Origin of the sequence: Nocardiopsis changdeensis (assembly GCF_018316655.1) — a bacterium.
Taxonomy (GTDB): domain Bacteria; phylum Actinomycetota; class Actinomycetes; order Streptosporangiales; family Streptosporangiaceae; genus Nocardiopsis; species Nocardiopsis changdeensis.
This window is the reverse complement of sequence record NZ_CP074133.1, coordinates 2,531,569-2,543,699: the sequence shown is the minus strand read 5'-3', so window position 1 is coordinate 2,543,699 and position 12,131 is coordinate 2,531,569. Positions and strand designations below refer to the sequence as shown.

Here is a 12,131-nt window from a genome sequence, read left to right as displayed (position 1 = left end):
GGGCGGCCGACTGTGGACAGCGGCAACATCACGAGTTCACTCAAATACCATCCGCAACATCTCGAACCTGTTACCAGTGGTCTCACGCACGCGTATGGTGTTTACTCACGGGTAACGTACCGGCCAGTAGGTATCCCTGTCGGGCCCGGCAACGGCCTCGTTCCCCCCTTGGGCCACTCACACCCGCTCCGTGAAGGCACAACGAAGTCCAGGACAGCACCATGCGACCATTGAGAACGATCGCCACGGCACTGGCCGTCGCGGTACTCGCCACCTCCTGCGCGGAGGGGGCGTCCTCGGACCAGGCGGCCGAGGAACTCGCAGCCCAGACCCGAGGGGTCACCGACGACGCGATCGTCATCGGCACGCACCAACCGCTCACCGGACCGGCCTCCCCCGGTTTCCGGCACGTGTCCACCGGCGCCCGCGCCGTGTTCAACTACATCAACGACAACGGCGGCATCCACGGGCGCCGGATCGAGTACCAGGTACAGGACGACTCCTTCGACCCGTCCAAGACCGTCGAGGCCGCCCGCACCCTGATCGAGGACCAGGAGATCTTCGCGATGCTCGGCGGGCTGGGCACGCCCACCCACGAGGCCGTCATCGCCGAGATCAACGAGGCCGGCGTGCCCGACCTCTTCGTCTCCTCCGGCGCCCTGGCGTGGGACCAGCCGGACGTCTACCCCTACAGCTACGGCTTCCAGGTGGACTACTCCCGGGAGGCCAAGATCCAGGGGAGGTACATCGCCGAGAACTTCCCCGGCGACGACGTCGGCCTCCTCTACCAGAACGACGACGTCGGCCCCTCCTCCCAGGCGGGGCTGGAGCAGTACCTCACCGACGAGATCGTCGCCTGGGAGTCCTACGACCCCGGGGCCCCCGAACTCGCCGGCCAGATCGCCTCCCTGAAGGAGAGCGATGCGGAGGTCGTCGTGTGCCACTGCATCCCGGCCTTCCTGGGCCTGGCGATCCTGGAGGCCACCGCCATCGGCTACGACCCGCAGTGGATCGCTCCCAGTTTCGGCGGCGACGTGGAGATCGTGACCTCCCTCATCGAGGAGTACGCCCAGGGCACCCCCGCCGAGGACGTCCCGCCGGAGTCGTTCCTGGACGGGCTGATCATCACCGCGTTCCTGCCGATGGCGGCCCAGCGCGACGACCCGTGGACCGAGTTCTTCCTGGAGATCCACGAGGAGTACAACGCCGACACCCCGTTCACCGACACCACGGTCTACGGCATGGTGCAGGCGGTCCTGCTCGCCCAGGTGCTCATGGAGACCGGGCCCGACCTGACCCGCTCGTCCCTGCTCGAGACCCTCAACTCGCACGAGTGGACCGGGCCGGGGCTGGTGCCCTTCGCCGCCTCCGAGACCGACCACAGCGGCTACGGCGGCGTCATGGTGGTCCGGCACAACGCCGGCGAGAGCCCGGAGATCCTCCAGGAGCCGATGGTCACCGACAGCGACGGCGGGGAGATCCTCCCGTTCGACATGGAACGCCCCACTCCCGACGAGGTGGCGATCTTCGGCGGCGAGGGCTCCTGACCCGCCGCGCCCCGGGCGCGGGGCAAGGGCCCGAGGCCCTCGCCCCGTGCCCGCCGGGCCGTCAGGCCTCCCCGGCCCGCGGCCCGCGGTGGGCGCGCACCCACCACAGCAGCCCCAGCAGGGCCGCCAGCGCGATCCCCCCGACCGCCGCGGGCAGCCCCAGGTCCGCTCCCCCGGCCCCGAGCAGCACCATCGCGGCGGTCGCCGGTACGCCGCCCACCAGCGTCCCCAGGGCGAACGGCCCGACCCGCATCCGGGTGAGGCCGCATCCGTAGTTGACCACCTGGTACGGGACCACCGGCAGCAGCCGCAGCTGGAGCACGGCCTTGAGCGCGTGCTCCCCGGCCACGGCGTCCAGCCGCGCACGCGCGCCCGCGGGCAGCAGCCCGGCCACGGCGTCCCCGGCGACGTACCGGGCGACCGCGAACTGCGCCAGCGCCGCGGCCACCCCGCCGGCCAGGGCCAGCGGCAGCCCCGCCGCGACCCCGAAGAGCAGCCCCGCGGCGAGGTTCAGCGCGGGCCGGGGCACCAGCGCGAACACCGCCACCGCGTACAGCACCACGTAGGCGACGGGAGCGGCCGGTCCGGACGCCTCGATCCAGGCGCGCACCTGCTCCGGATCGGGCCCGTAGACCAGGGCGGCGACCAGCGCCGCCGCCCACACCACCACGAGTACCGCCCGCACCCGCACCCCTCGTCCGTCCACCCGGGCAGCCTACGCGGCGCCCGGGCCGCTCAGGCCTCCTCCAGCCGGGGGAACACCACCTTGTTGAGGATGATCGTCAGCGACGCGGCGACCGGGATCGCCAGCAGCGCCCCCACCAGGCCCATCATGGCGCCGCCGACCAGGGCCGCCGTGATGTTGGCGGTCGGCGAGACGTGCACGGCCCGGCGCATCACCCGCGGGGAGATCACGTAGCTCTCGATCTGCTGGTAGACGAGGAAGAAGGCCAGGGTGAACAGCCCCAGCCAGGGGTCCACCAGAGTCATGGCCATGGCCGCCACCACCGCACCGATCGTTGTGCCCACCAGGGGGATGAGCGCCGTCACCCCCACCACCAGTCCCAGCGTCAGGGCGTAGGAGGAACCGACCGCCCAGAAGAAGAGGAAGGCGACCACACCCGTGATCGCCGCCACCACCAGCTCCCCGGCGATGAACGCACCGATGCGCAGCACGATCTCGTCGCCGATCTCGCGTACCCCCGTGCGCCGTGAAGCGGGGACCAGCCGGTAGCAGACGTCGAGGATGCCGTGGAGCGAGGCCATGAAGAACAGGGTGAGAATGAAGATGGTGAAGGAGGCCACCACGGAGTTCACCACCACCTGGCCCACACCGACCAGGCCGCCGAAGAGCTGCCGCCCGACGTCGGGATCGGCGACGGCCCCCTGGAGCCGGTCCAACAGGTCGTAGCGCTCGTTCAGGTCGGCGAAGAAAGCGTTCTTCTGGAGGTCGTCGATCATCGCGGGAAGGCCCGCGGCCAGACTCGCGACCTGCTCGGTCAGCGGTGGGACGATCGCCCAGACGAACACCGCGGTGAACGCCACCAGTGCCAGGCAGACGACGAGGATCGCCAGCCATCGCGGCAGGCGGGCGCGGCTGCGCAGGAACTCGATCACCGGGTTGAGACCGACGGCGACGAAGAGCGCCACCACGATGTAGACGAGCACCCCGCGCACGCCCACCAGCGCCTGCACCATCAGCCAGGCGACGAGCACACCCAGGGCCCCGACGAACCCGATCCGGAAGTAGGCCGGGCGCCGGGCCGGGGGTCCCGGACGGTCCTCCGCCGCGGCCTGCGGCTCCTCCCGGGCCGTGTGCTCCTCCCGTCCGGCCCCCTCCCTCCGCGGCCCCCTCCCCTCGCGCGGTCCGCCCCTGCCGCCGTTCGGCTCCGTCGACGCTCCGTCGCTCATGCCGTCTCCGCCCCCTTCTCCGCTGGAACGCGCAGGGTGAACAGCGCACCGCCGAGCAGGTCGCTGCGACCGGCCACCAGGGTGCCCCCGTAGGCCTTGGCGATCTCCCGGGAGATGGCCAGTCCCAGGCCGCTGCCCTCGGGGTCCAGGTCGCGCGACTCGCGCAGCCGGGCGAACCGCTCGAAGATCCGCTCGCGGTCGGCCTCGGGGACGCCGGAACCGTCGTCGTGCACCTCCACCACCGCGTATCCGTCCTCGTCGAGGTCGACGACGATGTCGATCCGCTCGTGGGCGTGGCGCTCGGCGTTGGCGACCAGGTTGGTCAGCAGCCGGGTCACCCGCAGCCGGTCCATGCACACCGGGACCTCGACCGGGGCGTGGACGTGCAGGTCGGCCACCTCCTGGCGGTCCCCGAACTCCTTCCGCACCAGGGCGGCGAGGTCGAAGGGCTCGCGGGAGGCCGCCAGGTCCGATCCCATGCGGGCGAGTTCGAGCAGGTCGGAGACGATGTTCTCCAGGCGCTCGGTGTCCGAGAGCAGGTCGGTCAGCAGCCGCTCGCGCTCCCGGGGGTCGGGGCGGGGGTCCGACAGCTCCACCTCCAGCTTGGCGCGCATCCCGGCGATGGGGTTGCGCAGCTCGTGGGAGGCGTCGGAGACGAACCGGCGCTGGCGGGTGACGGCCTCCTCCAGCCGGTCGAGGCTGGCGTTGGCGGTACGGGCCAGGTGCGCGATCTCGTCCTCGGTGCGCGGGACCCGGAGCCTGCGGTGCAGGTCGGTGACGGAGATGGCCTCCATCTGGTCGCTGATCAGCTCCACCGGGCGCAGCGCGCGGCCCACGCCGACCCAGATGATCAGCGCGGTGACGGCGAGCAGCCCGAGCGAGGTGCCGATCAGCACCGCCTCCAGGGTGCCCGTGACCAGGACCGGGGGCGTCCGGGCCGCCGCCAGCACCATGACGTCGCCGTAGGCGGAGTCGGCGACGGCGTACCCCACCACCAGGTAGCAGTCGGTGTAGTCCTCGCCGTCCCGTTCCACGCAGGTGCTGGTGTCCACCCGGAAGTCGCCCCGGCTGGGGTGGTCGTGGGTCAGCGGGGGGAGGCCGCGCATGGCGTCGCTGGCGGCGAGCACCTCGCCGGAGTGCCAGTCGACGATCTGCAGCCGCAGGACCGGTTCGGGGGCCGGGACGGGCCCCGGGTAGCGCTCCGTGCTGATCTCCTCGACGACGTGGCGTCCGGCGATGGCGGCGCGGTCCCGGGCCTGGGAGGTGATGAGGTCGCGCAGCAGGAGGACGGAGACGGTCAGGCCGATGGCGACGACGACCACGAGCGCGACCATGGCCCCCGCGGTGACCCGCCCTCTGATCGAGCGGGGACGCACGCGGTTCCAGATCCGTCTGCGGCCACCGCTCCTGTCCGACACCCGCCCATTGTCACCCGCCGTGGCCGTGAACCGCCGAATTGGGCCCGGTGTGGCGCAGTGGGTGCACGGACAGTGACCCGTGTCCCGATTCGGGGCGTTCCGGTCGCCCGGGGGCCCGCGGCGTCACTCGTAGGGGTCCGGCGGGTCGGTCACCTCCTCCCGTTCGGCGACCGCGAACCGGTGCTCGTTGACGTCGTACAGCTCCCCATCGGGCTCCACCCAGGTGCCCCGGACGGTCCACCAGCTGTCCGCCTCCGGGACGGGGCCGTCGGTGATCAGCACCTTGTTGACCACCGCGTCGGCGGCGCAGCAGGCCATCTGGAGCCGGGCCAGGTACCATCCCTCGCCGTCCTCGGCGGGGACGGCGAACCCGGTGAGCTCGACGGTGCGCCCGGCCATCGTGCGCTCCTCGTCGATCCAGGCGCGCATGACGAACTGGCGCAGTTCCAGGGGGACGACCTCGCCCTCGGCGGCCTCCTCCAGGCCGTCGTCGAACTGCCCCGACCGCTCCCGCTGGGGCGGTGGCGCGGAGGACTCCGAGGCGGTGCTCTGCACGGTGTAGGAGCCCAGCGCCGGCGGGGCCACCACGAACACGGCGAGCACCGGGAGCAGCAGCAGCCAGGCCACGTGCGGGGCGCGCGAATGGTCGTGGCCGTGGCCGCCGCCGTGCCCGTACGCCTCGGCGACGGCCTCGTCGTCCCCGGGGTGCGCGTGGTGCGCGTGCTCCTCGGCCTCCCCGCGCAGCTCGGCGATGACCAGCCACACGCCCAGCACCGCCATGACCGCGCCGGCGGCGATGAGGAACGGCTGGAAGGCGGGTTTGACCCAGTTGAGGTACATGTCCGTGGGCACGGTGGCGGTGAGCGCCGAGGTGCCCAGCAGCACCAGTGTGAGCCCTTGCGCGATGCGGTTCACAGGATCAGGCCTCCGATCAGGAAGGTGGCCGCCAGGGCGACGATCAGGCACAGGGGGACGAAGCGCACCACGAACCGCCAGCCGAACACCCCGGCCTGCATGGCGATGAGCTTGAGGTCCACGATCGGGCCCACCACCATGAACGCCAGCTTGGCGGTGGGCGAGAAGTCGGTGAGGCTGAGCGCGACGAACGCGTCGGCCTCGGAGCAGATCGACAGCAGGATCGCCAGCAGCGCGAGCACCAGCACCGAGACGACCGGCATCCCCGCCACGGTCAGCAGCCACTCGCGGGGGACCATGACGTTGATGGTGGCGGCTGCCAGCCCGCCGACGACGAGGTAGCCGCCGGCGTGCATCATGTCGTGCACCATCGACTCGCGGAAGACCCGCCACTTGGACTCGCCCGGGTCGACCGGCCGGGAGGGCAGGCGCAGCCACTCGGTGCGGCCGAAGCGCACCCAGATCCAGCCGATGACGACCGCGGCCAGCAGCGAGGCGACGAACCGGGCGAGCACCATCTCCGGCTGCCCGGCGAAGGCCACGGCGGTGGCGATCATGACGACCGGGTTGATGGCGGGCGCCGCCAGCAGGAAGGTGAGCGCGGCGGCGGGGGCGACCCCGCGCCGGATCAGGCTCCCGGCGATGGGCACCGACGCGCACTCGCAGCCCGGCAGCAGCGCGCCGGACAGCCCGGCCACCGGGACCGCGTGGCCGGCCTTGCGCGGGATGAACCGCTGGTAGACGGAGGTCGGCACGAAGGCGGTGAGCGCCGCCGACAGCGCGACCCCGAAGACCAGGAAGGGCAGCGCCTGGAAGCAGATGGCGGTGAAGATGGTCGCCCAGGTCAGGAACGCCGGCCCGGTGAGCTGGTCGGAGAACCAGGCGTGGCCGACGGCCATCGCGGTGATGAGCGCCGCGAACAGCCAGACCGTCCCGGTGCGGCGCCCGCCGCGGCGGCGCCCCCAGTCGTCGGGTGGCAGCTCGGAGTCCCGTGCGGGGACGAACGGGTCGCCGGGCGGGGGCTCGCCCCCGTGGGTGTGCTGGGGTGTGGTCCGTTCGGACACGGTGGCACTCCGTGATGGATCGTGTGGGTCTCCGGGCATAGTACCGAAAACCGTTTTCGTCCTGGACCGGTCCGGGCCGGCCTGTGGACGACTCCTCCGCAGCGTGGCGGGGACGCGGCGGTGCCGCCCGCCCGGACCGCGCACCCGCCCCCACGCGACGGAGGACCCCGGCACGGCGACGGGGGGAGCGCCGTCCGCTCCCCCCGTGTCCCCCGCCGCGCGGTCCGCGGGCCTCAGTCGCCCCGGCGCTCGTCGTCCCCGGGCCCCTCCTCCGGGGTCTCGTCGTGCTCGGCCAGGGCCTCGGCCGGGTCGGCCGGGGCCTGCCCTTGGCTGCGGTCCACGTCCTCGGGCAGCGCCCCGCCGGGCTCGCCCCAGCACTGGACCCCGCGCAGGTCGGGCATCTTGGACAGTGTGAACTGCGGGTCCAGCCCGTTGCGCAGCTGGCGGCTGTAGTCCGCCAGCAGGCGGAAGGCGATCGCCGACAGCGGCGCCAGGGCCAGCAGGTTGACGGTGGCCATGACGCCCATCGCGATGTCCGCGAGGTTCCACACGACGGTGAGCGGGGCGACGGCGCCCAGGAAGACCGCCGCCAGCACCGCGTAGCGGAAGTACGTCATGTGCTTGGGATCGGCGTCCAGGAACCCGAGGTTGGTCTCGCCGTAGTAGTAGTTGCCCAGCACCGACGTGAACGCCAGCAGGAACAGGATCACGGTCAGGGCGTGCAGGGACCAGCCGCCCAGAGTGCTCTCCAGCGCCCGCTGGGTGACCTCGGCCCCGGTCTCCGTGGCGAAGTCGGGCCCGTAGACCAGGATGATGAACGCGGTGACCGAGCACACCAGCCAGGTGTCGAAGTACACACCCAGGGTCTGCACCAGGCCCTGCTTGGCGGGGTGGGAGACCGACGCGGTGGCGCCGGCGTTGGGCGCCGAGCCCAGGCCGGCCTCGTTGGAGAACATGCCCCGGCGCATCCCCTGGAGGATCGCGGCCCCGGCACCGCCCGCCACGAACTCGCGCAGCCCGAACGCCCCGGCGAAGATGTCGCCGACCACCCGGGGCAGCTCCCCGATGTTGAGGGCCACGACGGCCAGGCCGAGCAGGATGTACAGGATCGCCATCAGCGGGACCAGCGCCTGGGCGACGGTGGCGATGCGGCGCACGCCGCCGAAGATGACGGCCGCGGTCAGGCCCGCCAGCCCCAGGCCGACGACGACGTCGAGGACCCAGCCGGCGGGGAGGCCCAGGTCGCGGACGGAGGTGGAGACGGCTCCAGCGATGCTGTTGGACTGCACCGTGTTGAAGACCAGGCTGAAGGTGACGGTGATGACGACCGCGAACAGCACGCTCATCCACCGGTTCTCCAGGCCGTACCGGATGTAGTAGGCGGGGCCGCCGCGGAAGCCCGTGGGGGTGCGCACCTTGTACAGCTGGGCCAGGGTCGACTCCACGAACGCGGCCGCGCCCAGGACGCAGGACATCGCCCACATCCAGAAGACCGCGCCCGGACCGCCGAGCATCACCGCCGTCGCCACGCCCACGATGTTGCCGGTGCCGACCCGGGAGGCGGCCGAGATCGCGAAGGCCTGGAAGGAGGAGATCTCCCTGCCGCCGTCGGGGGCCGTGCCGGGGCTGCTGCGCAGGACCCGGAACATCTCCGGCAGCAGCCTCAGCTGCACCACACCGGAGCGGACCGTGAAGTACACGGCCAGCAGGACGAGGAGCGGGATGAGGAAGTAGGACCAGAAGACGTTGTTGACGGCGACGAGAAAGGTGTTGAGGACGGGCACGCGTTTCCCTTCCGGCGACCGGGTGGCCCCGTTGACGGCACCGGGGTCTGCCCGCCACTGTCCACCGCGGCCCGGCCGGAACGGGACGCGGACACGCGAAACCGCGGTAAAGGACCTTAATGTCCGCGCCGCACGGGGCCATCACCCATACCGGGGCGGTCACATATGGCGCATGTGACCATGGTCACTGCCGATCGGCGTCTCTACCGTTCGGAACATGAGCACGACCACCCCAGACCCCGCCGCCGCGAAGCGCACCCCCTTCATGCGCGTGGTGACCGCCAGCCTGATCGGCACCACCATCGAGTGGTACGACTTCTTCCTCTACGGGTCGGCCGCCGCCCTCGTCTTCAACCACGTCTTCTTCCCCGAGTCCGATCCGCTGGTGGGCACCATGCTGGCGTTCACCACCTACGCGGTCGGCTTCATCGCCCGCCCGCTGGGCGGACTGGTCTTCGGCCACTTCGGCGACCGGATCGGCCGAAAACAGCTCCTGGTCCTGAGCCTGCTGCTGATGGGCGGCGCGACCTTCGCGATCGGCCTGCTGCCGACCTACGCCGCCGTCGGCGTCGCCGCACCGCTGCTGCTGACCCTGCTGCGGGTCGTCCAGGGGTTCGCCCTGGGCGGCGAGTGGGGCGGGGCCGTCCTGCTGGTCGCCGAGCACGGCAGGCCCGAGCACCGGGGCTTCTGGGCCTCCTGGCCGCAGGCGGGCGCGCCCGGCGGCAACCTGCTGGCCACCGCGGTGCTGGCGATCCTGGCCGTGGCCCTGCCCGACGAGGCCTTCCTGGACTGGGGCTGGCGCATCCCGTTCCTGCTGTCCGGGGTGCTGGTCCTCATCGGCCTGTGGGTGCGCCTGGCGGTGACCGAGTCCCGGGTGTTCCAGGAGGCGCGGGCCCGGGCCGAGGGGTCGGGCGAGCGGGAGCGGGCGCCCATCGTCGGCGTGCTGCGCCACCACTGGCGTGAGGCGCTCGTCGCGATGGGCGTGCGGATGGCCGAGAACGTCTCCTACTACGTCGTCACCGCGTTCATCCTGGTCTACGCGACGCAGCAGGCGGACATGCCCAACGGCCTGGTGCTGAACGCGGTGCTCATCGCCTCGGCGGTCCACCTGGTGACGATCCCGCTGTGGGGCGCGCTGTCGGACCGGGTGGGGCGCCGCCCGGTGACGGCGGTCGGAGCGGCCGGGGTCGGCCTGTGGGCGTTCGCGTTCTTCCCGCTGATCGACACCGGCGCGTTCTGGGCGGTGACGCTGGCCGCGACGGTGGGCCTGGTGATGCACGGCGCCATGTACGGCCCGCAGGCGGCGTTCTTCTCGGAGCTGTTCAGCACGCGGACGCGCTACTCGGGGGCGTCGGTGGGCTACCAGCTGGCTTCGATCGCGGCGGGCGGGGTGGCCCCGCTGATCGCGACGGCCCTGCTGGCCGCGTTCGGGTCGAGCCTGCCGATCTCGCTGTACGTGGCGGCGATGGGCGCGCTCACGCTGACGGCGGTGTGGGCGTCCCGGGAGACCCGGGGCCGTTCCCTGGACTGATCGGCACCGCGTCCGAGAGGAGTCCTCACCCCGGTAAGGGCCCGGGCCCGGCAGGTCATCCTGCCGGGCCCGGGTCGTGTCGGTGCTCGCTCAGTACTGGCGGGCGGAGTCGAAGCGCTCGCCGCCGCGGCGGTTGCCGCGCGGGCCGCCCCGGGAGTCGTCCCGGTAGCCGCCCCGGCGCTCGCCGCCGCGGAAGCCGCCCTCACGGCGGTCACCGCCGCGGAAGCCGCCCTCGCGACGCTCGCCGCCACGGAAACCGCCCTCGCGGTCACCGCCGCGGAAACCGCCCTCACGCCGGTCGCCACCGCGGAAGCCGCCCTCACGGCGCTCGCCGCCACGGAAACCGCCTTCACGGTCACCGCCGCGGAAACCGCCCTCGCGGTCGCCCCGGTAGCCGCCTTCACGCCGGTCGCCGCCACGGAAGCCGCCTTCGCGGTCACCGCGGAAGCCGCCCTCACGGCGCTCGCCACCGCGGTAGCCGCCCTCACGCCGGTCACCGCGGTAGCCGCCGCGGTAACCGCCGCCGCGCGGGCCGCCGCGGCCGCGGCGCTCGCGCACCGGCTCCGGCGGCTCGATCCACGGCTCCCAGGAGGGCTCGCGGGCTCCGGTCACCTCGGCGAGCAGTTCGTCGCCGGGGTTCACCAGGTGCTGCTGGGCGTCGACGCCGGCGTCGCTGAGCAGGCGCCGGGCCATGCGGCGCTGGTTGGGCGCCACCAGGGACACCACGGAGCCGGAGGAGCCGGCGCGGGCCGTGCGGCCGCCGCGGTGCAGGTAGTCCTTGTGCCCGGTGGGCAGGTCGACGTTGACGACCAGGTCGATGCCGTCGACGTGGATGCCGCGCGCGGCGACGTCGGTGGCGACCAGGGCCTGGATGCGGCCCTCGCGGAACTTGGCCAGGGTGCGGGTGCGCACGCTCTGGGTCTTGCCGCCGTGCAGGGAGGCGCTGGGCACGCCGGCCTCGGCCAGCTGCTCGCTGATCGTGTCGGCGCGGTACTTGCTGCGCACGAACAGGATGGTGCGGCCTTCGCGCGCGGCGATCTGGGCGATGATCTTGTTCTTGTCGCGGGGCAACACCTTGAGCAGGTGGTGCTCCATGGTGGCGACCTGGGAGACCGGCGGGTCCACCGAGTGGGTGCGCGGGTCGTTCATGTACTTGCGCACCAGCTTGTCGACGTCGCCGTCGAGCGTGGCGGAGAACAGCAGGGTCTGGCCCTCGGGCTTGACCTGGTCGAGCAGCTCGCTGACCTGCGGCATGAAGCCCATGTCGCACATCTGGTCGGCCTCGTCCAGCACCGAGATCTCGACGTCGCCCAGGTCGCAGGCGCCCTGCTCGATGAGGTCGGTGAGGCGGCCGGGGGTGGCGACCAGGACGTCGACACCGCGGCGCAGCTCGTTGATCTGGCGGGTGTAGGAGCTGCCTCCCACGACGTCGCCGACGCGGGCGCCCACGATTCGGGCGTAGGTGCGCAGCGCGTCGCGGACCTGGTGGGCGAGTTCGCGGGTGGGCACGAGGATCAGGGCCCGGGGGCGGTTGGCGGCGGCCCGGCGCTCGGCGGCGCGGACCAGGACCGGCAGGCCGAAGGCCAGGGTCTTGCCCGAGCCGGTGCGGCCGCAGCCGAGGACGTCGAGTCCCTCGAGGGCGTCGGGGATCGTGGCCGCCTGGATCGGGAACGGGGTGGTCACACCGTTCTTGGCCAGCTCTTCGACGATGTCCTGGGGAAGCCCGAGGCTGTCGAAGGCAGGCTCTACGGCAGTGTCCGTCAAGGTGACGTGTACCTTCCTCATCGGTTGGCGGCGTTTCGAGGAAGGCTCCACACGGAAGGCCATCGCGGTCCCGGCGAAGAAATCACACAAACGCGCCTGATCACACGCGGATGTGGGCCCCTACGTCGGACATGGGGCTTGGTCTCTTCGGGAAGAGTCGCGCCGAGGTGATCGGCGTACGAGATCCGCGTCTTGAG

Annotated in this window: 9 protein-coding genes; 2 read left to right on the top strand and 7 right to left on the bottom strand. The window is 72.3% G+C overall.

Translation table 11 applies throughout. The features are described 5' to 3' along the window. Window positions 1–221 precede the first annotated feature (221 nt). The gene (locus KGD84_RS11540) at window positions 222–1,547 is read left to right on the top strand and encodes an ABC transporter substrate-binding protein (RefSeq protein ID WP_220560283.1); all 1,326 of its coding nucleotides are present in this window, start codon (window positions 222–224) and stop codon (window positions 1,545–1,547) included. A 61-nt stretch (window positions 1,548–1,608) separates the two neighbouring features. On the opposite strand, the gene KGD84_RS11535 is transcribed toward KGD84_RS11540, so the two are convergent. From KGD84_RS11535 to KGD84_RS11510, 6 genes are all read right to left on the bottom strand, one after another. Further along, a complete protein-coding gene (locus KGD84_RS11535; protein ID WP_220560281.1) occupies window positions 1,609–2,253 on the bottom strand; it encodes a TVP38/TMEM64 family protein in 645 nt (214 codons plus the stop codon). 29 nt (window positions 2,254–2,282) lie between these two features. Further along, entirely contained in the window at window positions 2,283–3,458 is a 1,176-nt protein-coding gene (locus KGD84_RS11530) for an AI-2E family transporter (protein ID WP_220560280.1), read from the bottom strand. Then, window positions 3,455–4,792, bottom strand: coding sequence for a sensor histidine kinase (locus KGD84_RS11525; RefSeq protein ID WP_220560279.1), 1,338 nt, complete (start codon window positions 4,790–4,792; stop codon window positions 3,455–3,457). The genes KGD84_RS11530 and KGD84_RS11525 overlap by 4 nt, the downstream gene beginning before the upstream one ends. Window positions 4,793–4,999: 207 nt before the next feature. Beyond that, window positions 5,000–5,791, bottom strand: coding sequence for a TIGR03943 family putative permease subunit (locus KGD84_RS11520; protein WP_220560278.1), 792 nt, complete (start codon window positions 5,789–5,791; stop codon window positions 5,000–5,002). Further along, window positions 5,788–6,855 carry a permease gene (locus tag KGD84_RS11515; RefSeq protein WP_255646459.1) on the bottom strand — a complete coding sequence of 356 codons (1,068 nt, stop codon included), beginning with the start codon at window positions 6,853–6,855 and terminating at the stop codon, window positions 5,788–5,790. Before KGD84_RS11515 ends, KGD84_RS11520 begins: the two co-directional genes overlap by 4 nt. Before the next feature lie 233 nt (window positions 6,856–7,088). Then, window positions 7,089–8,639 (bottom strand): alanine/glycine:cation symporter family protein, encoded by a 1,551-nt coding sequence (locus tag KGD84_RS11510; protein WP_220560276.1) that lies wholly within the window; start codon window positions 8,637–8,639, stop codon window positions 7,089–7,091. A 217-nt stretch (window positions 8,640–8,856) separates the two neighbouring features. Here KGD84_RS11510 and KGD84_RS11505 point away from each other — a divergent pair, with 217 nt between their 5' ends. Next, window positions 8,857–10,170, top strand: a complete 1,314-nt coding sequence (locus tag KGD84_RS11505) for an MFS transporter (RefSeq protein ID WP_220560275.1) — start codon at window positions 8,857–8,859, stop codon at window positions 10,168–10,170. Window positions 10,171–10,260: 90 nt separating this feature from the next. Here the strand turns inward: KGD84_RS11505 and KGD84_RS11500 are convergent, their stop codons facing one another. Next, window positions 10,261–11,955, bottom strand: coding sequence for a DEAD/DEAH box helicase (locus KGD84_RS11500; protein WP_220560274.1), 1,695 nt, complete (start codon window positions 11,953–11,955; stop codon window positions 10,261–10,263). Window positions 11,956–12,131 lie beyond the last annotated feature (176 nt).

Coding starts and splice junctions, on each gene's coding strand:
- KGD84_RS11525 (WP_220560279.1), bottom strand. CDS start 4,792: ATGGTCGCGCTCGTGGTCGTCGTCGCCATCGGCCTGACCGTCTCCGTC.
- KGD84_RS11540 (WP_220560283.1), top strand. CDS start 222: ATGCGACCATTGAGAACGATCGCCACGGCACTGGCCGTCGCGGTACTC.
- KGD84_RS11505 (WP_220560275.1), top strand. CDS start 8,857: ATGAGCACGACCACCCCAGACCCCGCCGCCGCGAAGCGCACCCCCTTC.
- KGD84_RS11500 (WP_220560274.1), bottom strand. CDS start 11,955: ATGAGGAAGGTACACGTCACCTTGACGGACACTGCCGTAGAGCCTGCC.
- KGD84_RS11530 (WP_220560280.1), bottom strand. CDS start 3,458: ATGAGCGACGGAGCGTCGACGGAGCCGAACGGCGGCAGGGGCGGACCG.